The organism is Lewinella sp. IMCC34183 (assembly GCF_003390915.1).
Classification (GTDB): Bacteria; Bacteroidota; Bacteroidia; order Chitinophagales; family Saprospiraceae; genus Neolewinella.
Genome location: NZ_QMEM01000001.1, coordinates 279,027 through 301,525, shown reverse-complemented (window position 1 = coordinate 301,525; position 22,499 = coordinate 279,027). Strand labels below are relative to the sequence as shown.

The following is a 22,499-nucleotide window of genomic DNA, read 5'->3' as shown; positions in this document are numbered from 1 at the left end:
TAGATTGTTGTATCTTTCGCGGCAAACCGACCCTCCGATGCACGTTTCGCCGCTCACGCTATTCATACTCCTGCTCCTGTCCGTTCCCGTCCTGGCCCAATCCGATTACGCAGCGGTAGCCACGGAAGCCACCAACCTGGATGCCCGGGTAATTGAATGGCGTCGGCACCTGCACCAGTACCCCGAGCTCAGTAACCGCGAAACGGAAACCGCCGCCTACGTTGCCGATCACCTGCGCGGCCTGGGGCTGGAGGTAGAAACCGGCGTCGCCCACACCGGCGTCATCGGCATCCTCAAGGGCGGCCGTCCCGGCAAGACGATCGCGTTGCGGGCCGACATGGACGCGCTGCCCGTTACGGAGCGCGTCGACCTCCCCTTCGCCTCTAAGGCCGTCGGCGAGTACCGCGGCGAGGAAGTCGGTGTCATGCACGCCTGTGGCCACGACACCCACGTAGCCATGCTGATGGGCGCGGCTGAAGTACTGAGCCAGCGCCGCGAGGAACTGGCGGGTACAGTGATCTTCATTTTTCAGCCCGCCGAGGAAGGTGCTCCCGAGGGCGAGGAAGGGGGGGCGGGCCTCATGGTCAAGGAGGGCGTGCTGAAAAAACACGGCGTCGACGCCGCCTTCGGCATCCACATCAACTCCGAAACCCCGGTAGGGCAGATCAACTACCGCCCCGGTGGCCTGATGGCGGCCAGCAACAGCTTTTCAATACGGGTGAAGGGCAAACAGGCCCACGGCAGCACCCCCTGGCTGGGGGTCGACCCCATCACCTCAGCTGCGCAGATCGTCACCGGACTGCAGCTGATCGTTGCGCGGCAGACTCCCCTGACCAAGGAGGCCGCCGTGATCAGCGTAGGAAAGATTGAGGGCGGCGTGCGCAGCAATATTATCCCCGAGGAAGTCACCCTGATCGGTACCATCCGGACCCTCGACGAGGAGATGAAGCAGGAGATCTTCCGGCGCATCGAGCAGACTGCCACCCACATCGCCGAGAGCTCGGGCGCCACCGCCGAGGTCACTATCGACGCGGGTTACCCCGTTACCTACAACGATCCGGGCATGACCGAGCGCATGTTGCCGACCCTCCAGGCAACGGTAGGGGCCGAAAACGTCAACCTCGTCGACGCCATCACGGGCGCCGAGGATTTCTCTTTCTTCGCCCTGGAGGTCCCTTCGCTCTTCGTCTTTCTGGGAGGCATGTCTCCCGACATGGACCCGGCCCAGGCACCCGGGCACCATACCCCCGATTTCTTCATTGACGAACGGGGTCTTAAACACGGCGTGCAGCTGTATACCAACGTAGCCCTTGACTACCTGGGGGGAAACAATGGCCAGTAGCTTTCCCGCCCGGCGGCTGTTTCTTGCGCTCGCGTGGTGCGTCCTGTTCACCGCACCGGTAGCGGGGCAGTTTGACAGCTCCTACGTCGAAACATTCGTCAGCAAGACCCGCGTCAACGGCGGTCTCCGCTACCGCGATAACTCCGCTACCTTTCTGGTGGGCGACAGACAGACCCTGAAGCTCTCCAACCAGGGACTGGCGGTGCGCCTCGGTGGCCGCTACAAGTGGCTGGGCTACACCTTCAGTATTCCGGTCAGCGATCTGGGTACCGATTCGTCGCTGGGCAAGGCCCGCTCGCTCGGACTTAACCTACAGCTTTACCGCGACAAGTTCTACCTCGACGCCAATGGCCGGCGTACCACCGGCTTCGAGCAGGAGCGAGTCGGTCGACCCACCGTGTTCCGCGACGATATCCGCTTCTATAATTTTCTCATCTTCGGATTTCGCGTGCTGAATAGCAAGCACTTCAGCCTTGGATCCTCCTTTCGCCAGCGCAGCCGTCAGCTCAAATCCACCGGGTCGCTCCTGCTGGCCGGTGCCGTCAGCCGGCAGCTGCTGCAGGCCGATAGCCTACGGATTCCCTTTCGCAGCGAGGGAGAGATCGACGTGGACCGGTTTGCCCAGACCAAGGTGGGGGCGGGCCTCGGGTATGCGCATACCTTCGTGTGGGGACCGGGCTTTTTCGTTACGCCGCTCGTCGTTGTCGGTCCGGAACTACGACTCATCAACTACGACCCTCGTTTCCAGGACCGGGAGATCGAGCGCACCCGCGTAAGTGTCCGCGTACGGGGCCGGCTGGCGTTCGGCTACAACGGGCGCCACAACTACGCCGCCATCACGGCCGCCTACCTGCCCAGCATCGATAATACCGATAATTTCGACGTCCACGTAGACGAATCCCGCATTGAACTGGCCGTGGGCCACCGCTTCAACGTGCCCGACTAACTGCATTTCACATGACCCTTTTTGCCTACGGCTTTGCCGTGATCCTGATTGCCGCGGGGGCGTACCATTTCATTAACCCGGCTTTCTATTATCCCATTATTCCCGCCTGGATGCCCCGGGTGGCCGCCAACCTGGCGGGCGGCGCGGCCGAGATCGTGCTCGGGGCGGCGATACTCTGGCCCGCCACCCGTACCTGGGGGCTCTACGGGGCGGCGGGCCTCATGGTCTTGTTCCTGCCCATCCACGTCGCCGACCTGCTCCGCGAACGTCCGGTGATCGGCCCGCGTCCGGTCGCCTGGATCCGGCTGCTGATGCAGTTCGCCCTCATTGCCTGGCTCGTCTGGGAGGCCCGGCGCAGCTGAGGCGGCGGCGGCGCGCGGGTGCGGTGGATGCGTAAGCAGCGGCGTGAACCGGGACGCTCCGAAAGTGTACCCATAGAACACTAATATGCAAACGAGCGCAGTTCTGCATCTAAGGAGGTAGATCGTCAACCCAACTGATATGAACACGACACTGAGCGAAAGCGAGCGCCGCGGCGACCGCACCGGTAAGATCACCGCCGTTCTCGGCACGGTACTGATCGTAGTGCTGCTGATCTGGCCTATTTTCTTCTTCCAGAACCCGCCCCCCGGACAACCCGGTATCCTCGTGAATCTGGGCTTCGTCGACATGGGACAGGGGGATGAGAACGCCGCCGCCCCGTCGGAACCGGAGGTCACCGAGGTTGCTCCCGCTCCCCCCGCACCTGCGGACCCGCCGCCCCCGCCACCGCCCGCCGTGGACCCGAAACCCAAGCCGCAGCAGCGCGACGTGGTCGTCACCGAAGACCCCGCCGAGGTCGCCCTGCGCAAGCAGAAGGCCCGTGAGGAAGCCGCACGGCAGGCCGAGGCCCGGCGTGTGCAGCAAGAAGCGGACGCCGAACGTCGCCGCCAGCAGCAGGAGGCCGAGGCCGAACGCCGCCGCCAACAACAGATCGAAGCCGAACGCCGCCGCCAGCAGGAAGCCGCCGAGGCCGCCCGCCGGGCCGAAGTCGAGGCCGAACGCCGCCGGCAGGCCGAAGCCGATGCCCTGAAGGGACAACTCGGAGGAGCATTCGGACAGGGCGGTGGCAAGGGCAACACCGGTAACAGCGGCAACCAGGGCGTCGACGACGGCGACCCCAATTCTGACCGCCTCAGCGGAATGTCCACCAGCGACGGTCGCGTAAGCGGCGGACTCGGTGGCCGTGGCGTAAAGGCCAGCCCCCCGGTACAGGAAAACAGCCAGGTCTCCGGCACGGTAGTGATCGAGGTGTGCGTCAATCCTGACGGACAGATTACCCGTGCGGTCTACACCCAGAACGGCAGCAGTACCGCCGATCCCAAGCTGGTGGCCGCCGCCACCACCAATGCCAAGCGCTGGCGCTTCGATGCCAACCCCATGGCACCCGCCGAACAATGCGGTCGCATCAGCTACAACTTCCGCGTCCAGTAACTTCCGCGTCCGTTTCGTCAGGTATAATCGTATGATCCGCCTTTTCTGCGTCGCGGCCGGCGTGGTATTTATGATCACCGGTTGCAACGGCTTGCTCAGCCTGCGTTTCGGTACTCACCGGCTCCGCAACTTTACCCTGGTCGAAGCCGAGGGTGGGGTAGGGGACGCCGACTACTTACAGCTGACCGGCGCGCGGGCGGACCCCGCGGCGCGGCACACGGATACCCGGGCGGCATATCCTCCGATCAATCTGTGGCCCGTGCTTACTCCTACCGACATCGGCGACTTCCGGAAGGGTGTACTGACCACCGGGCACGTGGTGGCCTGGTGGCAGGGGGACGGACCCGACGCCCTGCCCGAAGTCATCCGGGGAACCGTGGAACGACCCGGCATCGCCGTCCCCCCGACCTTCGGGGACGGCCGGCTGGTGCTGGAACCGCCCGTGACTTACCTTCACCTCAACAACGAGCCCACCCCCTGGTACTGGCAGCTGACCCTCTTCGTTGGCGGACTGGTGCTGGCGATCGGCACCGAAGCCCTCACGTACCGGCGGCGGGCGGGTACCCGGAATTACAACCCCTGAACTATGAACTACCAATCCTTCCCCTTCCTCCTGTTTGTGTTGCTTACAGCGGCCAGTTGCCAGAAGGACACCGAGCCCGTCAGCCCCATCAACCAACTGAGCCGGTTCGACGGCTGGCAGATCGTGACCGTAGAGAGCAATATTGCCGCGGCAGCCGACTCAACGGTGGCCGCGCTCCCCGACTCGACGGTAGCGCAATCGGGGAGAACCCGCGAGGAAATCCGCGAAAGCCTCAATCCGGCAATTCGCGGACTGACCGGGGTGGATGACTGTGAGCGTGATGACGCCCTTTTCTTCGAGTCGGGAGTCGTTGCCTACGGCGTAGCGGGAACCGCGTGCGACAGCACCAGCCTGCCGCACGTACTGACTCCGTTTAACCGCATGCGCTACGCTACGGATATCGACGTAACTACCCTGACGATCATCAGCCAGGATGAGACGGAGCGCACCCCGTACAACGTCGAGCGAATAAACGGCGAGGAACTGGTGATCCAACGCCAACGCAGGATGGCGGAGAACCTGCTGGTCCCCGCCTACCCGTATAATATAACGTATTTCTTCCGCGCCCGGTAGGCTGACGGACTGCGCTAGTTCGCGACCTTCTCGCTGCCAATGGTGGAGGCGATGTACTGGCGGTTGAGGCGTGCGATGTGCTCCACGCTGATGCCCTTCGGGCACTCGGCTTCGCAGGCGGTGATGTTGCTGCACTGTCCGAATCCTTCGACGTCGTGCTGGTGGACCATCCGCTGTACGCGCGTCTCGGCCTCTACCTTGCCCTGGGGGACCTGGGCCAGGTGGCTGACCTTGGCACCGAGGAAAAGCATGGCGGAAGCATTGGGACAGGCGGCTACGCAGGCGCCGCAGCCGATACAGGTAGCGGCATCGAAGGCGTGGCTGGCCTGGTCCTTTTCGATGGGGATGGCGTTGCCGTCCTGCGCCTGACCGGTATCGATACTGATGTAGCCACCGGCCTGAATGATCCGGTCGAAGGCGTCGCGGTTGACCACGAGGTCCTTGACGATCGGAAATGCACGGGAGCGCCACGGCTCGATAGTGATCGTTTCCCCGTCGCGAAAGTTGCGCATGTGGAGCTGGCAGGCCGTAGTCTGCTGCATCGGTCCGTGCGGGTAGCCGTTGATGACCAGCGAGCAGGTGCCGCAGATACCTTCCCGGCAGTCGTGCTCGAAGGCGATGGGATCCTCCTTCTGGCTGATCAGCTTTTCGTTGAGGACGTCAAGCATTTCCAGAAAGGACATGTGGTCGTTCACGCCGTCGAGGGGGTACTCTACGAACTGGCCCTTGGGGTACTTGCCCCCCTGGCGCCAGATCCGGAGTTTCAATTTCATATTTTCCATGGCGGGGTTATTTGTAGGACCTGGTCTTCAGTTCCACGTTCTCGAATATCAGTTCTTCCTTGTGCAGGATGGGGTCGGTGTCGTCCCACTCCCACGCGCTCACGTAGGCGAACTCGTCGTCGCGGCGCAGGGCCTCACCGTCCTCGGTCTGGTACTCCTCGCGGAAGTGACCGCCACAGCTCTCGGCCCGGTCCAGGGCGTCGAGCATCATGAGCTCGCCCAGTTCGAGGAAGTCGGCGACGCGCAGGGCTTTTTCCAGCTCCGGATTGTACTCCTTGATCTGTCCGGGTACGTATACGTCGCGCCAGAACTCCTCGCGCAGTTCCCGGATCATGCGGCGGCCCTTCTGCAGGCCTTCGGCGTTGCGGGCCATGCCGCAGTATTCCCACATGATCTTGCCGAGCTCGCGGTGGAAGGTCTCGGGCGATTTGGACCCGTTGATCCCCATGAGGCGGTTTACGCGCTCCTGAGCCTTGGCCTCTGCTTCCATGAAGGCCGGCCCGTCGGGGTCTACCTGAGGGTTGCGGATTTCCTGTGACAGGAAGGTACCGATGGTGTAGGGGAGCACGAAGTACCCGTCGGCCAGGCCCTGCATCAGGGCCGAGGCGCCGAGACGGTTGGCGCCGTGGTCGCTGAAGTTGGCCTCACCGATGGCAAACAGACCGGGGATGTTGGTCTGCAGGTTGTAGTCCACCCACAGGCCGCCCATGGTGTAGTGCACGGCGGGGTAGATCTTCATCGGCATGACGTAGGGGTCTTCGCCGGTGATCTTTTCGTACATCTCGAAGAGGTTACCGTACTTCTCCTCGATGACCGCTACGCCGAGTTCGCGGATGCGGTTCTTGTCAGCGTTGTGCTCGTTCTGACTGTGCGCCTTTGACTTTCCGTAGCGGGTGATAGCGGCGTCGAAGTCCAGGTACACGGCCAGGCCGGTGGGACTGACGCCGAGTCCTTCGTCGCAGGCGGTTTTCGCGGCGCGGCTGGCCACGTCGCGGGGGACCAGGTTACCGAAGGCGGGGTAGCGCCGTTCCAGGTAGTAATCGCGATCGCCCTCGGCTATGTCGAGGCCGGTCTTGCGGCCCTCGCGGATGGCGGCGGCATCGTCCTGACTCTTGGGTACCCAGACGCGGCCGTCGTTGCGCAGCGATTCCGACATGAGGGTCAGTTTTGACTGGTACTCTCCCGAAACGGGGATGCAGGTCGGGTGAATCTGCGTGAAGCAGGGGTTGGCCATGTAGGCACCCTGCTTAACGGCGCGCCAGGCGGCGGAGCCGTTGGAGTTCATGGCGTTGGTCGACAGGTAGAAAACGTTGCCGTACCCGCCGGTACCCAGCACCACCGCGTGGGCGGCGTGGCGCTCGGTTTCGCCGGTCAATAGGTTGCGGGCGATGATGCCGCGGGCCTTGCCGTCCTCCATGACCAGGTCGATCATTTCGTGACGGTTGAAGAGCTCGACGTTGCCGAGGCTGATCTGCCGGCTGAGCGACTGGTAGGCACCCAGCAGGAGCTGCTGGCCGGTCTGTCCGCGGGCGTAGAACGTCCGGGACACCTGTACGCCCCCGAAGGAGCGGTTGGCGAGCAGTCCGCCGTAGTCGCGGGCAAACGGGACGCCCTGGGCAACAGCCTGGTCGATGATGTTGACGCTCACTTCGGCGAGGCGGTGCACATTGGCCTCGCGGCTGCGGTAGTCGCCTCCCTTGATGGTGTCGTAGAACAGGCGGTAGACGCTGTCTCCGTCGTTCTGGTAGTTCTTGGCGGCGTTGATCCCGCCCTGGGCGGCGATGGAGTGGGCGCGTCGCGGGCTGTCGTGAAAGGTGAAGACCTTCACCTTATAGCCGAGCTCGCCGAAGGTGGCGGCTGCGGCCCCGCCCGCCAGGCCGGTACCTACGATGATTACCTCCAGCCGCCGCTTGTTGTTGGGTGCCACGAGGGGCATCGAAGAGCGGTACTGCTTCCACTTTTCGGATAATTCGCCGGGGGGGACTTGGGATTGGAAGGGCATAATCGTTGGGTTGGAGGGTTACTGCTGACGGAGAAACATGATTACCGGGATCGCGGCGAAGCCCAGGGGAATAAGCACGCTGTACACATAGCCTACGGCCTTGATGAGCGGCGTGTATTTCTTGTGGTTCAGGCCGAGGGTTTGCCAGGCGGACTGAAAGCCGTGCCAGAGGTGGAAGGCGATGAAAATCATGGCCACCACGTAAAAGATCACGAAGCCGATGTTCTGGTAAACGGCGGCTACGAGGGTATAGAGGTCCTTCACCGGCTCCTCATCGTACACGACCATTTCGGTGTTTCCGAGCTTCATCTGAAGCCAGAACTGCGCCATGTGGATCACGATGAAGATCAGGATCACGGTGCCGAGGGATCCCATATAGATCGATGACTTGCTGGCGCCCGCGGTACGGTCGACCTTGACGGCGTAGCGCTGATCGCCGCGGGCCTTGCGGTTGTTGTAGGCCAGTAAGAGACCCTGGATCGCGTGGATCAGGATGAAGGCGTACAGTCCGTAGCTCAGGAACTTGATGACCGGGTTATGGGTCATGAAGTAGGCGTACTCATTAAAGGTTTGCCCCTGATCCTGGGCCAGGATCAACTGAAGGTTGCCCAGAAGGTGAACCAGCAGAAAGGAGATCAGAAACAGGCCGGTGAGCGACATGATCACCTTCTTTCCGATACTGGAAGTGAGGAATTTGGCGAACCAGGAGGTCATATATTATTCCGTTTTTACGTAGGGCGGCAAAACTAACTGTAAATAATCAGAACGCCCATTCGGTTGCCCCAGGCCGGGGCCCGGGCAGCTTGTTTAGATTTTGTATAAACAAAAATGCCCCCCGGTCGGTGGACCGGGGGGCAGGTAGTATCGGTTTACCGCTGCTTAGGCGGTGGCCAGTTGGGCTTCGATTTTCTGCGAAAGGGCTTCCTTCGTGGCGAAGCCGACGTGCTTGTCGACTACCTCTCCATCCTTAAGGATCAGGATGGTGGGAATATTACGCACGCCGTAGCGCTGGGTCAGTTCGGCGTTCTCATCGACGTCGACCTTGGCGATCAAGGCCTTACCGTCGTATTCCTTGGAGAGTTCCTCAACAACGGGGCCGATCATCTTACAGGGGCCACACCATTCTGCCCAAAAGTCTACGAGGGCGATACCTTTCTTTTCGAGTACTTCTTGCTTGAAGTTGTTATCGGTTAGTTCAAAAGCCATTTTGCTTCAATTTATGTTATACGTGCAAAACGCACGACAATTAAACGCAGTAAGCTCTCCATGGTTGAGTCCCCCGGGCCCGTACCCCCCCCGCCTACCGCTTCCGGGCGATCCCTGCACCCGCGCCCCGCCGCCCTGCTGCCCCTGGTGGGCATGACGTTGCTAAGCCTCGCCCTGCGCCGGTTGCTCCCCGCTTCGGTGATCGAAAACTGGTTCAGCCGGGGCTGGTTCCCGGGTGTGCGGTGGGTGTGGGATAATACCCTGGGGTGGTTACCCTTTCCCGTTTTTTATCTCTTCTGGGTGGGAGTAGCCGCGTGGCTTGGGTATGAAGTCATCCGGTTCCGTCGGATACGCACCGGGCCGCGGCCGGCGCGGATGCGGTACGCCCTGTCGGGCTTTGCGGGCCGGCTAACCATACTGGTACTTTCCTTGCTGCTCTTTTTTCTGTGGTCGTGGGGGTTCAACTACGGTCGGGTTCCGGTGGAAACCCAACTTGGGTTCCTGCCCTATTCTCCCGAGCTCGATGAATTACAAGACCGCGTATACACGATGGCGGGGCGGCTCTCGGAGCTGCGCGCCGAGGTGACGGACGACACGCTCGCCCTGACGGATGTAGACTTTCCTGCCGACGCGGAAGCTGCCGTGCGGCCCCTCGTTGCGGCGGCCCTGCGGCGGCGGGGATACCCCACGCCCGGCAGGCCCCGGGGATGGGAACTTTTGCCGCGCGGTATCCTCCTGCGGCTCGGCACGGCCGGGGTCTACTGGCCGTGGGCGGCCCAGGGAAACATTGACGCCGGTCTCCATCCGTTGCAAAAACCCGCCGTCCTGGCCCACGAGTTGGCCCACGCGTACGGCTTCGGCGACGAGGGGACCTGCTCGTTCTGGTCTTACCTGTCGGCCGAGGAAGCCGCCGACCCCGCCCTGCGCTACGCCCTCGTGTTGGCGTACTGGCGGCAGATTGCCGGACAGTTGCGGTACGCCGACCCGGAAGGGTATCTGGCGTGGCGGGCGTCGGTACTCGACCCCGGTATCCGCAACGATCTGCAGGCCATCTACGATAACGGTGCACGCTATACGGACCTGGCTCCTGCCCTCCGGGATGCCACCTACACGGTCTACCTGCAGGCCCAGGGTATTCACGAGGGATTACTGAATTACGGGCGGGTGGTCCAGCTGGTGGAGGGGTACCGCCGGGGGGCTACTCCGGAATCGTAATCCGTACCTCGGTGCGGCGCTCCCCGGCCCGGCCCGGCAGGCGCGGGGGGGCATCGGCTCCGTAGAATCCCTTGCCGCCCGCCACGATACGGCCGGAATCCACCCCGAATTGGGCGAGTTGCACCGCGACCCGGATGGCCCGGTCGGTACTGCTTTCGTAGGCGAGCAGCGCGTCGCCCTCCAAGCTTTCGGCGTGACCTACGATGGTATACTCGGCCTGGGGATAGTTGCGCAGTGTGCCGCCGAGCCGCCGCAGTACCCGCTGACCGACGACACTCACGGTCCGACTCCCTTCTCCCTCGAACAGGAGATCACCCGCCAGCGTGAGGTTAATGGTGGCAGGGCCGGCACGTTCGAGCACGTATCCGGTGTCGGTGGAGGCGAGCATGAGTTGGCGCACCTCCTCCAGTACCTGGTCGGCCGTGAGTACCGCGTTAGCATGGGGGTCGACCGGAGAAGTACCCCGGACCGCCCCGGGCTGCTGGCTGCGCATCTCGTCGATGCTGCTGAGGCTCTGTTCCCGGGCTTCAAGACTGCGTTCCCGCTGCTGCAGGCGCATCTCCCGTTGATTGAGTTCGGCGGTGCGGTCCAGAAGATCCTGCTGTTGTTCTGCGGTGCTGCTGCTTCCGCCCTCCAGTAGGTTACTACGCTGCTCAAGCAGGGCTTCGTAGCGTGCCCGTACATCCGTCAGTTGTGCGGTGAGCGACTGGTTTGCTGCGGTGAGCGATTCACTCTGCTGCACGGCCTGTCGCCGTCCCCGGACGAGCTGGGCGAGGGAGTCACGGTCGACCTGGCTGCGGACGCCGGCCAGGCTGTCCTGCTCCACTACCTGGCGCCGGTAAGCGTCGCGTTCTTCGACCAGGGTGTCGAACTGGGCCTTGGGGACGCAGGCGGTGAGGGATAGCAGGGTCAGGGCGGTAAAAACGGGGAGTCGGCTCATGGCGGTTAGTTTCTGTCGAGGGCAACGGTGAATCCCTGGATCTGGTAACGCGACTTTAGGTCGGATGCGTAATTCTGTGCGCTGGGCTGGTCGGGAAAGGGGCCGAGGATCACTTTGTACGTGGCATCACCGGGGGTAGAGCCTGCGATCTTGTGCAGAAGGATATCGTCGAAGTAGCGCCCCTGCAGTTCGGCTACCTTATCGAGTGCGCTCTCGAGGGAGCGGTAGCTGCCTACCTGTACCCCGAAGCGACCGGCCTCCGGCTCGTCGAGGGCGATGCGGTACAGGCCCGGCCCGAAGGTCTTGGCCCGCTGCGCCCGCCGGGGAGCCGCCGACCGGGGAGCGGAGGGCCGCGGTGGGGTAGGGGTGGCGGCAGGTTCGGGAGACGGCGATGGCCGGGGCGGGGGGGCGGCCGCGGTCAGGTCCGGAGCGGGGGCGGGATCGGTAGGCGGGGGGACGGAGCGGGTCGCCGCGGCGGGCGTCGTCGGGGGAGACGTACTCTCCGATGCGGCTGGGCGACGGGTTTCGGAATCGGTCGTCCGCACCGGGCGCTGATCGGGCGTGCTGAGCAGGGTAAGTTCTACCGGCACGGTGCGCTGGCCCAGCATCCCCAGTTCTCCGGCGGCGCGCTCGCTGACCTCGATGATGCGGCCCCTGATGAAGGGACCCTTGTCGATGATCCGTACCGTGACGGACTGTCCGTTCTCTTCGTTGGTGACCCTCACGGTACTGTTGAACGGATAGGCCTTGTGCGCCGCGACCAACTCCCGCTGATCGTAGATCACGCCGTAGGCCGTTTCGGCTCCGTTGTACTCGGCCGAGTAGTAGCTCGCCAGACCACTCTGCTTGTCGCCCACCAGTTGGGCGGAGATCCCGGCAGACCACAGCAAAAGGAGGGGGAGAAGGAATTTCATGGTGGTGGATTAAAGCGGAAACGGAAAGCGATGTTTTAAATAAGCTCTTCGAGCCGGAAAGTTAGCTCATAGAGCCGCCCCTCCCGGTAAACGCGCAACCGTATCTTTTTACCCACCCGGCCCTGCAGTTTGCGGATGATGCCCTCCAGGGATAGCAGATTAGTGGATATGCCGTTGATAGCGCGCAGGCGATCGCGTACCTGTACCCCGGCCCGCTCGGCGGGGCTGCCGGGTACCACGTTGCTGACGCTATACATCCGCAGGTTGTCTCCTCCGGCCAACAGGCTAAGGCCCGAACGATCAAACCGAAATTTCTGCTTCCAGCGTCTCCCCTCGGCGCGGAGGTATACGGCCTCGCGTGGATAGTCGATCACCACCCGGAAACGCTTCAGCAGCTGGGTGCCGATGAGGCCGTCGCGGTCGTTGGACCACAGGAGTCCGGCCGTATCCACCTCATGAAAGTAGGTGACGACGCCGGTGAGCATGCGGTCGCCCACTTCCACGGTCCGGCTGCGGCCCACGCTGCCGTTGAGGGTGCCTCCCAGGCCGCTGGCGATATAGGTCGGAATGGTCTGCTCGGGCAGGTCAGGCTGTTCCGCGCCCACGAAGCTGTGCAGCAACAGGCTCAGACCGGCACCCGTATCCATCAGCAAACGGCGGTCAGTGGTGCTGTCGCGCAGGACGCCGATCCCGGTGAGCAGGTAGGGGCGGTTGCGGACGAAGGTGGCGGGAACCTTGGTGAGGGACCGCGGGTGGCGGTAGCGGGTTGGATCGTGGAGCACGAGAAGCTGCTTGCGGAAATCGATCTCCAGCACGAAACGCATCAGGAAATCGGCACCCAGAATGCCATGAATGTTGGTCCCCGTGATCCGCTCGAAGTTGAAGTAATTCTCCTGCAGGACCAGGATACTCCGGTTGCGCGCCAGCAGGCGGTCGGCGAGCCGCAGGTTGACGCCCGTGGCCAGGTGGGCCAACAGCTCGTTGTCGATATCGGCGCCGCGCACCTGGAACGACCGCCGGTAATTGACGTCCAGGAGATCGGTGACGCGGCGGTCCAGCAAGACGGTGTTCTCCGCTCCCGTGTCGACGATGAAGCGCAAGGGGATAGTGTTGTTAAGGAGCACCGAGATGACAATAAAGTCATTTTCCAGGTCGAACGGAATCTCGATGAGGTTACGGTTGCCCAGAACCTTCATGTCCAGCCGCTGTCCGTTCGTCACCCACGAGCACGCCAATCCCAATAAAAGTAGGACGCGGACGCGGGTGCAACGTGTTATCATTTGTTTTAAGGGGCTGTGGAAAATGAAATTGTTTGGGTAACTTAGTTAAACAATAAGCAGCGAATGGAGTTTTTCGCCGTTACAAGGACTACCTACAAGCGTGGCCAGGGCCCTGCTCCGGCAAAGCCGATTTGACGGGTTTGGTTTTCGTTTCGCGCGGATTCCGCTGAATTTCCTTCTTTTTTGCCGGACGTACCGGCCTTCGTTTCGATCATGCAACACTCACGGCCGGTTGGCCTCCCTTTTCGCTGTCCCTCCGGACCTATGTCCGGGAACCTGTCCCCCGCACCCGCCGGAAAGGCCGTTGCTGTGACCCCTCCGTACACAACTACCGATCATTATATCAACTAATCGTATGAAGCTCAATCTTTACCACCTTACTCGTGGTTTTCTTCCCTTCGTGCTCGTACTGTTCGCGTCGTCGGCCGCCCTGGCGCAGACGACCGTTTCCGGTACGATCACGGATGGCGAAAACGGCGACCCCCTAATCGGCGCCAGCGTGCTCGTGACGGGTACTTCCACCGGAACCGTTACCGACTTCGACGGCAACTTCAGCGTCAACGTCCCCGCCGGCGCTGAAAGCCTCACCGTTTCCTACACCGGCTACGCCAGCCAGACCATTCCCCTGACCGGCGAAACCACCCTCAACATTCAGCTGACCTCGGGCGAGCTGCTGGACGAGGTAGTGGTGGTAGGGTACGGCAGCGTCACCCAGAAGCAGGTGACCAGTGCGGTGACCACCATTGACGAGGACGACTTTAACGCAGGCAACATTAACGACCCCACCCAGCTGATCCAGGGAAAGGTCGCCGGCCTCACCATTTCCAAGCCGGGCGGCAACGTCAACGGCGGTAGCCAGATCCGCCTCCGTGGTCTGTCCTCCTTCGGTGGCAACCAGAGCCCACTCGTCATCATCGACGGTGTCGTAGGCGCTAACCTCAATACGGTAGACCCCGCGGATATCGCGTCGGTCAACGTGCTCAAGGACGGATCCGCCGCGGCGATCTACGGCATCCAGGCCTCCGCCGGAGTGATCATCATTACCACCAAGAAAGGCGTGGCCGGTGACCCGGTCATCGATTACCGTGGCTATGTATCGTTCGAGGACATTGGCAAGGCCCCCAGCACCGCCGACGCCGCCACCTACCTCAGCGAGCTGGAACGCGTGGGCGACCTCTTCCGCTCCCGGTCCGAGGATCCTTCCGGCCTACCCACCGGATCGGAAATCGCCAACAGCAATAACTACGGAGGGGAAACCGACTGGGTCGATGAGGTAACCCGTACGGGCGTCAGCCACGTACACAACGTCAGCTACGCCGGCGGATCGGGCAGCAGCACCTTCCGGGCTTCGGCCAACTACCGCGACATCAAGGGCATCGGGGTGGTGAACGATGGTTTCCAGCAGCTCAACGGTCGGGTCAACTTTACCCAGCGCGCCTTCGACGACCGTCTCTCGCTGAACCTCAACATCACGGCCACCGACCGCGATGCGGACATTTTCAACAACAACGCCTACCGCTACGCGATCACCTACAACCCGACCGCCCCGGTGCTGGCCGGTGCCGCCGGTTACGACGTACCCGAATCAATCATCCGCACCAGCAACCGCGGGTACGGCGGCTACTTCCGCATCGATAACTTCGATTACTTCAACCCGGTCGCCATCGCCCGCCTTACCGCCCGCAACGAACAAACCACCACCGTACTCTACAGCGTAGGGGCCACGTACAATATCCTCGATAACTGGCAGTTCAACATCAGCTACTCGCGCAACCGCCTGCAGCGCGTGGGTACCTCCACCGCTTCCCAGGCCAGCGCCTTCGCCGGCCAGGCCAACCCGGGCGGTAACCCCCTCACGGCCGGCTACGCCCAGCGCTACAACAACGACGAGCGCAATGACCTCTTCGAGGTGACGACGACCTACAACCTCGACCTCGGCGACAACGGTCTCGAGCTGCTGGCCGGTTACAGCTGGCAGGAATACAACAATTCCTTCTTTAACTCCGGTGGCTTCGGTACCGTCTCGGACGCCTTCGGTGGCAACAATCTCGGACAGCTGACCGCCATCGGCCTGGGTACCGTCCAGACCGCCTCGGGACGCGGGCTTTACCGCGTCATCGGCTTCTTCGGCCGGGCCCGTTTCAACCTGGGTTCCGCCTACAACGTGACCGCTTCGGTACGGCGCGACGGTACCAGCCGCAACAGTCTCGACAACCAGTACGACATCTTCCCGGCCATCTCGGCCAGCGCCGACCTGGTCGACGCCTTCGGACTGGGCTTCGCCGATAACCTGAAACTGCGCGTCGGTTACGGCATCACGGGATCGCTGCCCCCCGGCAACTACGACTACATCCAGCGCTTCAACGGCGTAGGCCAGTACCCCCAGGCCGGTGCATACAACACCGCCGTAGGCCCCATTTCCAACGCCAACGATCAACTGAAATTCGAGAAGAAGGGTGAGTTCAACGCGGGCATTGACTTTGCCTTCGGGGACTACGCCTTTACGGGTACCGTAGACTATTTCATCCGCCGCACCCGCAACCTGCTGGTGACCGCCGAGGTACCGAGTCCGCCCTTCCTGATCCCCACGATCCAGGCCAACCTCAACAACGCCGACCTCGTGAACTCGGGCGTGGAGGTCTCGCTCGGCTACTTCACCCAGCTGGGCGAGAATGCCAGCTGGGAGCCCCGCCTGGTCTTTTCCTCCATCAATACCCGCCTGGAGGACAACGGCAACGATCCCGATTTCAGCTTTAACAACAACCAGGATATTCAGTCGACCACCCCCGGTGCGCCGGGTCAGAACGGCGATCCGATCAGCCGGCTCGTCTTCGGTGCCGACTTCGGAGGAATCTACACCCGCCAGCTGGACGTAGAGGCGACAGTAAACTCGAACTCCAATGACTTCGTCTACCTCAACGAGGGGCAAAAAGTGTTGGTGGGTAACGGTTTGCCGGACTTCAGCCTCGGTCTGTCCAATACCTTCACCTTTGGCAATGCCGACTTCAGCTTCTTCCTGCGGGGCGATTTCGGTCACGACCTGGCTAACCTGTCGCGCAACTTCTACGGACAGGCCGGTAACCTGATCAGCCGTCCGATCGACAACATTCTCATCACCGATCTCTACCAGCCGAATATCACGGCGGCGCCGCAGTTCAGCGACTACTTCGTCGAAGACGCAAGCTTCGTAGCGCTGGACAACGCCCAGCTCGGTTACACCTTCGATCTGGGTGACGGCGGCGGGTTCAAGAACCTGCGGGTCTACGCTTCCGGCCAGAACCTGTTTTACATCACGGACTACACCGGCGTTGACCCCAACATCCGGTTCTTCGACGACGTAAACGGCAACGGGTTTGTGGACGGCGGCGAGAGCACCCTCAGCCCCGGAATTGACCGCCGCAGCACCTACTTCCGCACCCGGACCATCACCCTGGGCCTCAACGTGGGCTTCTAAGCACCCGCCGGCTCAAACCACAAATCAATCAGAATGAACTTCAACATTAAATCCAGGGTGCTCGGTATCGCAATGGCGGTAGCGCTCGTCCTGCCCTTCAATTCCTGTACGGACCTCGATCCGGAACTGTTCTCCGACCTTTCCAACGATAATTTCCCCGCTGGTCAGGGCGACGTGATCGGCCTGTACCTGAGTGCCTACACGCGTTTGTTCCCGATGATGAACCACAACAGTTACATGAGCATTCAGGAGGTCTCGAGCGATGAGGTCGCCATTCCCCAGCGGGGTTCCGACTGGTTCGACGGCGGCATCTGGCTGCGGACCCACCAGTTAACCTTTGACGCCACGGATCAGCAGTTCAACAACGCGTGGGTATTCCTGTACCAGGGGGTACAGCAGACCAACCTGGTTATCCAGACGATCCAGGAAACCGACGCCATCACTGACGAGGACAAGGCGCTTTACCTCTCGGAAATTCGCAGTCTGCGCGCCTACTGGTACATGCTCCTCATGGACGCTTTCGGTAGCGTGCCGTTGATCACCGAGGACTCCGACCTGACCGACCTCAGCCCGGTGCAAGCGTCACGCGCCGAAATCTTCAACTTCGTGGAGACCGAATTACTGGATGCCGCTTCCGGACTGCTAGAGGAGAAATCGATCAACACTTACGGTAAGATCAATTATTGGGTGAACCGGGCACTTCTCTCCCGCCTCTACCTTAACGCCGAAGTGTACACCGGCACCCCCCGCTACGCGGAGGCCGAGCAGATGGCCGATGAAGTCATCAACAGCGGGCTTTACTCGCTTACCGATGATTACTTTGACAACTTCTCCGTCGACAACGACAACGGGTTCAACTCAACGTCGGAGAACATGTGGGTCATCCCCTACGACGCGCCCGCCGTGGCAGGAGGCTTCAACATTCCCATGCAGACGCTCCACTACGTCAGTCAGACCACCTTCAGCCTGCAGGAGCAGCCCTGGAACGGCTACTGCAGCCTCTCGGAGTTCTACAATAGCTACGACGACGATGATCTCCGTAAGGGCGAGTACGGTAGCTACACCCGGGGTAACTTCCTGGCCGGACCGCAATACGCGGCTAACGGTGAGGACATCCTGGAGGACGGCGTCGCTACCGACCCCGACGGACCCGGCGTGGTCCACACCCCGGAACTGAACGCGCTCTTCCCGAATGCCTACCGGCAGGCAGGGGTACGGATATATAAGTACGAGATCCCCAACGGCTCTCCGAGCACCATTCCGAACGACTTCCCGATTGTCCGCTACGCCGAGGTGCTGCTCAACAAGGCCGAGGCCCAGATGCGGCAGGGCGACGACGGCGGGGCCATGCTGGTCAACATGATCCGCAACCGCGCCGGACTGGAGGACATGGACGATGTAGATATGGAGGAGATGCTCGCCGAGCGCGGCCGGGAATTTTTCTACGAAGGCCTGCGCCGGACCGACCTGATCCGCTTCGGTGCCTTCGCTTCGGGCACCTGGCCGTTCAAGTCGCCCCAGCCCGAAACCGCCAACCTCTTCCCGATCCCCGCCCCTCAGTTGAATGCCAACAGCAACCTGCAGCAGAACCAAGGGTATTGAATCGCGAATTTTCCGCCATCTTCGACGCCCCGCTTCCCCACAGGAAGCGGGGCGTCTTCGTTTACGTAAGTTGCCAGCCTATGAATTTCTGTTCCCACTGCGGGTCTTCCGAGCTCACCTTTGCGGTGCCGCCCGGCGACACACACGCCCGCTACGTGTGCGAAAACTGCGGAACGGTCCACTACCAGAATCCGAAGGTGGTCACCGGCTGCCTGCCCGTCTGGGAGGACCGGGTGCTGCTCTGCCGGCGGGCCATATCACCCATGCGGGGACTGTGGAACGTGCCCAGCGGCTACCTCGAGAACGGGGAGTCGGTAGTGGAAGGCGCCCGGCGGGAGGTACGTGAGGAAGCGGCCGCCGAGGTTGAGGTAGACTACCTCATCACCCTCTACAACATCGAACGTATCGGCCAGGTATACCTGCAATTCGTCGGGGATCTGGTGGACGGCGCTTACGGCGTCGGGCCCGAAAGCCTGGAAAGTCGGTTATTCACCGAGGCCGAGATCCCGTGGGACGACATCGCCTTCACGTCCTCGGCCTTTACCCTGCGTCGGTATTTCGCCGACCGCGCCACGGGCCACCGCCAGCTGCACCGCAGCAGCTATCCGGACGTGGGGAAATGAAGCCGCTAGCCGCCAAACCGGCGGAGGGCCTCTGCAAGGTCGGCCGGGGTGTCGATGCCCAGGCTGGGACGGTCGGTGAGCGCTACGTGGATGCGGTGGCCGGTAGCCAGCCAGCGGAGTTGCTCCAGGGATTCCTGTCGCTCGAGCTCACCGGGGGAGAGGCGGGTCAGAAGCTGCAGTACGGGCGCGCGAAAGGCGTAGAGGCCGATGTGCTGGAGGTGGTTGCCCTCATCGATCCACCGGCCGACGGGCAGGTCGTGCAAGTAGGGAATGGCGTGGCGGCTAAAGTAAAGTGCCTGCCCTGCGGTGCCGCGCACCACCTTCACCACGTTGGGCGACAGGAGGGCATGCTCGTCGCGGATCGGTGTAGCCAGGGTGGCAATGTCCACGGCATCATCGGAGAAGGGGGCCACGACGGCGGCAAGCTGCTCCGGAAGGAGAAAGGGTTCATCTCCCTGTACGTTAACGACCAGGTCGGCGGTGGGGTACGCCCGTGCCGCCTCGGCCACGCGGTCGGTGCCGGAGGGATGATCGGCGGATGTCATGACGGCCGCCCCGCCGAACCCGCGAACGTGCTGCAGGATGCGCTCGTCGTCCGTGGCAACGACCACTTCGTCGACTACCCCGGCTCCGCGAACGGCGCCATACACCCGCTGCACCAGCGATTCACCGCCCAGGTCAAGCAGGGGTTTACCGGGAAGCCGCGTACTCGCGTACCGGGCGGGAATGACCGCGAGAACCACCTAGTCCAGCTTCATTTCCGGAACATCGCCCTCCACCAGCAGCCGGCCGGCAGTAGCGTCGCGGATCTCCTGTACGCTTACGCCGGGGCCCCGCTCCAGCAACCGGAAGCCGCGATCGGGGGTGACCTCGAGGACGGCCAGGTTCGTGACGACCTTCTTCACGCAGTTCACCCCGGTGAGGGGCAGGCTGCACTCCCGCAGCAGCTTGCTTTCGCCAGCGCGGTTCGTATGCATCATGGCGACGATAATGTTCTGGGCCGAGGCTACGAGGTCCATGGCGCCGCCCATGCCCTTGACCAGCTTGCCGGGGATTTTCCAGTTAGCGATATCGCCTGTGTCGGACACTTCCATGGCGCCGAGGACCGTCAGCTGGATGTGCTGTCCGCGGATCATGGCAAAGCTCGTGGCACTGTCGAAGATTGCCGCCCCCGGCAATGCGGTGATGGTCTGTTTTCCGGCGTTGATGAGGTCGGCGTCTACCTCCTCCTCAGTAGGGAAGGGCCCCATGCCGAGGATGCCGTTCTCCGACTGGAAGGTGACGTCGATGCCTTCGGGCACGAAATTGGCCACGAGGGTGGGGATGCCAATGCCGAGATTGACGTACCAGCCGTCCTCGAGCTCCCGGGAGATGCGTTTCGCGATTCCTGTTTTGTCTAGCATGAGCTTAGCGGATTGTGCGTTTTTCGATGCGTTTCTCGTAGTCACGACCTTGGAAGATGCGCTGTACGAATACCCCGGGGGTGTGGATCTGATTGGGGTCCAACTCGCCTGGCTCGACCAGCTCTTCGACCTCGGCGATGGTGATGCGACCGGCCATGGCCATGACCGGGTTGAAGTTGCGGGCCGTGCCCTTGTAGATGAGGTTGCCGTCGGTGTCGCCCTTCCACGCCTTGACGATGGCGAAGTCGGCGGTCAGCGCCGTTTCCAGGATGTGGGGCTTGCCGCCAAATTCCCGTACCTCTTTGCCCTCACCGACTTCCGTGCCGTAGCCGGCGGGGGTGAAGAAAGCGGGGATACCGGCTCCACCGGCCCGGCAGCGCTCGGCCAGGCTTCCCTGGGGGATGAGGTCGACCTCGAGATCGCCGCTCAGCATCTGCCGCTCGAATTCGGCGTTCTCGCCCACGTAGCTCGCGATCATCTTCCTGATCTGCCGGCTCTGCAGCAGCAGGCCAAGGCCAAAGCCGTCGACGCCGGCATTGTTGGAGATACACGTGAGGTCGGTGACGCCGCTGTCGGCCATGGCGGCAATGCACTTTTCGGGGATACCGCAGAGGCCGAAGCCGCCCAGCATGAGGGTCATGCCGTCGGTGATACCGGCAATCGCGGCGCGCGCATCGGTGACGCGTTTTTGCATGGTCGTGAAATATTTAGGTCAGGGTGATCGATGGGGAGGGAGTATACGCATAATACGCAAGTCGGTCCGACGGCGGGGCCTATTCTTCCTCCAGTAATTGGTTATCCAGCCGTTTCTTCGTTTTGGCCCCCAAGCGGCGAAGGCGCTCGGCCCGCCCGATCAGGGTGCCGCCGTACTTACCCCCGGTGCTCAGCTTGTTGAGGGCATTGTGGTAGGAGGACTGGGCCTGGTCGAGCCGGTGACCGATCTTCTTGAGCTCCTCGGTGAAGGAGACGAATCCGTCGTAGAGTAGTCCGCTCTGCCGCGCGATCTCAAGGACATTCTTTTTCTGGTTCTCCTGCTTCCAGATGTAGCCCACGGTCCGGAGGGTGGCCAGCAGGGTAGAGGGGGTAACGAGCACGATGTTTCGGTCCAGGGCCTCGATGAAGAGCTGTCGGTCGGTGGTCAGGGCCAGGCCGAGGGCCGGCTCGATCGGGACGAACAGTAGCAGGTAGTCCGGGGAGTTGATCTGGTAGAGGCGGGTGTAGTTCTTGGAGGCCAGGTCGTGCACGTGCTGCCGCAGGCTTCGCAGGTGGGCGGCGGCCTCGAGCTTGCGCTGCGGCTCGTCCTCGGCCGCGCAGCTGCAGTAGCGCTCGTAGGCCGTCAGCGATACCTTGCTGTCCACGACTAGGTGCTTGTTGTCGGGCAGGCTGATGATGAAGTCCGGCCGCTTCTGACGGCCGTCGTCGTCGACGAAGCTGGACTGGGCGCGGAAGTGTACCCCCTCTTCCAGTCCGCTTGCTTCCAGGAGCGTCAGCAACTGCCACTCCCCCCAGTCTCCCTGGGTTTTAGTATTACCCCGAAGAGCACCAGCTAAGTTGTTGGCCTCCAAACTAATCTGCTGGTTTAGTTGTTGTAAATGTTGAATCTCCGTCCGCAGTTCTACCCGGTCGCGCGTTTCCTGCTCGTACCGCCGTTCCACCTGCTCTTCGAAGCCCCGGATACGCTCCTTCAGCGGCGTCAGTAGTCCGTCGAGTTGTTGGGCGTTCTGCAGGCTGAAGCGCTGGCTCTTTTCCTCCAGCAGCCGGTCTGCCGCCCGCTCGAAGTGGGCCACGGATTCGGCCTGCAGGCGTTCGGTTTCCTGTTGCTGCCCGTCGAGTCGTCGCTGCAGGTTGCGGTGGTCGGCGGTCAGCGTGGCCAGTTCCGCGCGTAAATCGCTGGCGGAGCGGATGTACTCCTGCAAGTTCTCGTACTGCAGCTCGGCGTCCGAGCGGACCTGCTCGTGCAGCTCCCGGCCGACAAAATCGCGTTTGACCGTCTCCAGCGATACGTGCGTGCCCCCCAGGCGCGTTCGCGCGTACAGCCACCCCAGCAGCGCACCAATGGCAACGCCTAGCCCAAGGCTGAAAAAGTACAGGGTGGGGGATACCTCCATGCCGCCAAGGTAGCATTCGGCAGTCATTTAACTAACAATACGTATAAAAAGCC

General features: G+C 62.3%; 21 protein-coding genes. 10 read left to right on the top strand and 11 right to left on the bottom strand.

Translation table 11 applies throughout. From position 1 onward, the window contains the following. Window positions 1-37: 37 nt before the first annotated feature. The 6 genes from DQG19_RS01280 (at window position 38) to DQG19_RS01255 (ending at window position 4,917) form a co-directional block, all read left to right on the top strand. Window positions 38-1,342, top strand: a complete 1,305-nt coding sequence (locus tag DQG19_RS01280) for an amidohydrolase (protein ID WP_116124418.1) — start codon at window positions 38-40, stop codon at window positions 1,340-1,342. Beyond that, entirely contained in the window at window positions 1,332-2,288 is a 957-nt protein-coding gene (locus DQG19_RS01275; RefSeq protein ID WP_116124417.1) for a DUF4421 family protein, read from the top strand. Before DQG19_RS01280 ends, DQG19_RS01275 begins: the two co-directional genes overlap by 11 nt. Before the next feature lie 11 nt (window positions 2,289-2,299). Continuing rightward, window positions 2,300-2,650 (top strand): MauE/DoxX family redox-associated membrane protein, encoded by a 351-nt coding sequence (locus tag DQG19_RS01270; RefSeq protein WP_116124416.1) that lies wholly within the window; start codon window positions 2,300-2,302, stop codon window positions 2,648-2,650. A 139-nt stretch (window positions 2,651-2,789) separates the two neighbouring features. Beyond that, window positions 2,790-3,761 carry a cell envelope integrity protein TolA gene (locus DQG19_RS01265; RefSeq protein ID WP_116124415.1) on the top strand — a complete coding sequence of 324 codons (972 nt, stop codon included), beginning with the start codon at window positions 2,790-2,792 and terminating at the stop codon, window positions 3,759-3,761. Window positions 3,762-3,792: 31 nt separating this feature from the next. After that, the gene (locus DQG19_RS01260) at window positions 3,793-4,344 is read left to right on the top strand and encodes a hypothetical protein (RefSeq protein ID WP_116124414.1); all 552 of its coding nucleotides are present in this window, start codon (window positions 3,793-3,795) and stop codon (window positions 4,342-4,344) included. A 3-nt stretch (window positions 4,345-4,347) separates the two neighbouring features. Next, the gene (locus DQG19_RS01255; protein WP_116124413.1) at window positions 4,348-4,917 is read left to right on the top strand and encodes a hypothetical protein; all 570 of its coding nucleotides are present in this window, start codon (window positions 4,348-4,350) and stop codon (window positions 4,915-4,917) included. A 14-nt stretch (window positions 4,918-4,931) separates the two neighbouring features. Here the strand turns inward: DQG19_RS01255 and DQG19_RS01250 are convergent, their stop codons facing one another. From DQG19_RS01250 to trxA, 4 genes are all read right to left on the bottom strand, one after another. Continuing rightward, window positions 4,932-5,699: a succinate dehydrogenase/fumarate reductase iron-sulfur subunit gene (locus DQG19_RS01250; RefSeq protein ID WP_410503610.1), complete on the bottom strand. Its 768-nt coding sequence runs from the start codon at window positions 5,697-5,699 to the stop codon at window positions 4,932-4,934. Window positions 5,700-5,706: 7 nt separating this feature from the next. After that, complete coding sequence (locus tag DQG19_RS01245; protein WP_116124412.1) at window positions 5,707-7,701, bottom strand: fumarate reductase/succinate dehydrogenase flavoprotein subunit; 1,995 nt, start codon at window positions 7,699-7,701, stop codon at window positions 5,707-5,709. Between the two features lie 18 nt (window positions 7,702-7,719). Beyond that, entirely contained in the window at window positions 7,720-8,415 is a 696-nt protein-coding gene (locus DQG19_RS01240) for a succinate dehydrogenase cytochrome b subunit (protein ID WP_116124411.1), read from the bottom strand. A gap of 165 nt (window positions 8,416-8,580) precedes the next feature. Continuing rightward, a complete protein-coding gene (trxA, locus tag DQG19_RS01235) occupies window positions 8,581-8,907 on the bottom strand; it encodes a thioredoxin (protein ID WP_116124410.1) in 327 nt (108 codons plus the stop codon). Between the two features lie 60 nt (window positions 8,908-8,967). Here trxA and DQG19_RS01230 point away from each other — a divergent pair, with 60 nt between their 5' ends. Continuing rightward, window positions 8,968-10,122, top strand: coding sequence for a DUF3810 family protein (locus tag DQG19_RS01230; protein ID WP_116124409.1), 1,155 nt, complete (start codon window positions 8,968-8,970; stop codon window positions 10,120-10,122). On the opposite strand, the gene DQG19_RS01225 is transcribed toward DQG19_RS01230, so the two are convergent. The 3 genes from DQG19_RS01225 to DQG19_RS01215 are packed head-to-tail and all read right to left on the bottom strand — an operon-like array spanning window position 10,106 to window position 13,256. Next, window positions 10,106-11,062: a hypothetical protein gene (locus tag DQG19_RS01225; protein WP_116124408.1), complete on the bottom strand. Its 957-nt coding sequence runs from the start codon at window positions 11,060-11,062 to the stop codon at window positions 10,106-10,108. The genes DQG19_RS01230 and DQG19_RS01225 overlap by 17 nt on opposite strands. A gap of 5 nt (window positions 11,063-11,067) precedes the next feature. Further along, window positions 11,068-11,976 carry a septal ring lytic transglycosylase RlpA family protein gene (locus DQG19_RS01220; RefSeq protein WP_116124407.1) on the bottom strand — a complete coding sequence of 303 codons (909 nt, stop codon included), beginning with the start codon at window positions 11,974-11,976 and terminating at the stop codon, window positions 11,068-11,070. A 35-nt stretch (window positions 11,977-12,011) separates the two neighbouring features. Further along, a complete protein-coding gene (locus DQG19_RS01215; protein WP_116124406.1) occupies window positions 12,012-13,256 on the bottom strand; it encodes a PDZ domain-containing protein in 1,245 nt (414 codons plus the stop codon). 355 nt (window positions 13,257-13,611) lie between these two features. On the opposite strand from DQG19_RS01215, the gene DQG19_RS01210 reads away from it, so the two are divergent. The 3 genes from DQG19_RS01210 to DQG19_RS01200 all read left to right on the top strand — a co-directional run bounded on the left by DQG19_RS01210 (window position 13,612) and on the right by DQG19_RS01200 (window position 18,935). Then, on the top strand, window positions 13,612-16,710 hold the full coding sequence (locus tag DQG19_RS01210) for a SusC/RagA family TonB-linked outer membrane protein (protein ID WP_116124405.1): 3,099 nt from the start codon (window positions 13,612-13,614) through the stop codon (window positions 16,708-16,710). A gap of 33 nt (window positions 16,711-16,743) precedes the next feature. Next, a complete protein-coding gene (locus DQG19_RS01205; protein WP_116124404.1) occupies window positions 16,744-18,312 on the top strand; it encodes a RagB/SusD family nutrient uptake outer membrane protein in 1,569 nt (522 codons plus the stop codon). An 80-nt stretch (window positions 18,313-18,392) separates the two neighbouring features. Then, on the top strand, window positions 18,393-18,935 hold the full coding sequence (locus tag DQG19_RS01200; RefSeq protein ID WP_116124403.1) for an NUDIX hydrolase: 543 nt from the start codon (window positions 18,393-18,395) through the stop codon (window positions 18,933-18,935). A gap of 5 nt (window positions 18,936-18,940) precedes the next feature. Here DQG19_RS01200 and kdsB read toward each other — a convergent pair whose 3' ends face one another. From kdsB to rmuC, 4 genes are all read right to left on the bottom strand, one after another. Beyond that, a complete protein-coding gene (gene kdsB / locus DQG19_RS01195) occupies window positions 18,941-19,678 on the bottom strand; it encodes a 3-deoxy-manno-octulosonate cytidylyltransferase (RefSeq protein ID WP_116124402.1) in 738 nt (245 codons plus the stop codon). Then, entirely contained in the window at window positions 19,679-20,338 is a 660-nt protein-coding gene (locus tag DQG19_RS01190) for a 3-oxoacid CoA-transferase subunit B (RefSeq protein ID WP_116124401.1), read from the bottom strand. It abuts the gene before it with no gap. 4 nt (window positions 20,339-20,342) lie between these two features. Beyond that, window positions 20,343-21,032, bottom strand: coding sequence for a CoA transferase subunit A (locus DQG19_RS01185; RefSeq protein WP_116124400.1), 690 nt, complete (start codon window positions 21,030-21,032; stop codon window positions 20,343-20,345). A 79-nt stretch (window positions 21,033-21,111) separates the two neighbouring features. Beyond that, window positions 21,112-22,446, bottom strand: a complete 1,335-nt coding sequence (rmuC, locus tag DQG19_RS01180) for a DNA recombination protein RmuC (protein WP_116124399.1) — start codon at window positions 22,444-22,446, stop codon at window positions 21,112-21,114. Window positions 22,447-22,499 lie beyond the last annotated feature (53 nt).

Bases quoted from the DNA above. Each gene is read 5' to 3' on its own strand.
- DQG19_RS01260 (WP_116124414.1), top strand. From the start codon at position 3,793: ATGATCCGCCTTTTCTGCGTCGCGGCCGGCGTGGTATTTATGATCACC.
- DQG19_RS01200 (WP_116124403.1), top strand. From the start codon at position 18,393: ATGAATTTCTGTTCCCACTGCGGGTCTTCCGAGCTCACCTTTGCGGTG.
- DQG19_RS01220 (WP_116124407.1), bottom strand. From the start codon at position 11,976: ATGAAATTCCTTCTCCCCCTCCTTTTGCTGTGGTCTGCCGGGATCTCC.
- DQG19_RS01255 (WP_116124413.1), top strand. From the start codon at position 4,348: ATGAACTACCAATCCTTCCCCTTCCTCCTGTTTGTGTTGCTTACAGCG.
- DQG19_RS01265 (WP_116124415.1), top strand. From the start codon at position 2,790: ATGAACACGACACTGAGCGAAAGCGAGCGCCGCGGCGACCGCACCGGT.
- DQG19_RS01240 (WP_116124411.1), bottom strand. From the start codon at position 8,415: ATGACCTCCTGGTTCGCCAAATTCCTCACTTCCAGTATCGGAAAGAAG.
- DQG19_RS01245 (WP_116124412.1), bottom strand. From the start codon at position 7,701: ATGCCCTTCCAATCCCAAGTCCCCCCCGGCGAATTATCCGAAAAGTGG.
- rmuC (WP_116124399.1), bottom strand. From the start codon at position 22,446: ATGGAGGTATCCCCCACCCTGTACTTTTTCAGCCTTGGGCTAGGCGTT.
- DQG19_RS01280 (WP_116124418.1), top strand. From the start codon at position 38: ATGCACGTTTCGCCGCTCACGCTATTCATACTCCTGCTCCTGTCCGTT.
- DQG19_RS01230 (WP_116124409.1), top strand. From the start codon at position 8,968: ATGGTTGAGTCCCCCGGGCCCGTACCCCCCCCGCCTACCGCTTCCGGG.
- DQG19_RS01215 (WP_116124406.1), bottom strand. From the start codon at position 13,256: ATGATAACACGTTGCACCCGCGTCCGCGTCCTACTTTTATTGGGATTG.
- DQG19_RS01270 (WP_116124416.1), top strand. From the start codon at position 2,300: ATGACCCTTTTTGCCTACGGCTTTGCCGTGATCCTGATTGCCGCGGGG.
- DQG19_RS01190 (WP_116124401.1), bottom strand. From the start codon at position 20,338: ATGCTAGACAAAACAGGAATCGCGAAACGCATCTCCCGGGAGCTCGAG.
- DQG19_RS01185 (WP_116124400.1), bottom strand. From the start codon at position 21,032: ATGCAAAAACGCGTCACCGATGCGCGCGCCGCGATTGCCGGTATCACC.
- DQG19_RS01225 (WP_116124408.1), bottom strand. From the start codon at position 11,062: ATGAGCCGACTCCCCGTTTTTACCGCCCTGACCCTGCTATCCCTCACC.
- DQG19_RS01205 (WP_116124404.1), top strand. From the start codon at position 16,744: ATGAACTTCAACATTAAATCCAGGGTGCTCGGTATCGCAATGGCGGTA.
- DQG19_RS01275 (WP_116124417.1), top strand. From the start codon at position 1,332: ATGGCCAGTAGCTTTCCCGCCCGGCGGCTGTTTCTTGCGCTCGCGTGG.
- DQG19_RS01210 (WP_116124405.1), top strand. From the start codon at position 13,612: ATGAAGCTCAATCTTTACCACCTTACTCGTGGTTTTCTTCCCTTCGTG.
- DQG19_RS01250 (WP_410503610.1), bottom strand. From the start codon at position 5,699: ATGGAAAATATGAAATTGAAACTCCGGATCTGGCGCCAGGGGGGCAAG.
- trxA (WP_116124410.1), bottom strand. From the start codon at position 8,907: ATGGCTTTTGAACTAACCGATAACAACTTCAAGCAAGAAGTACTCGAA.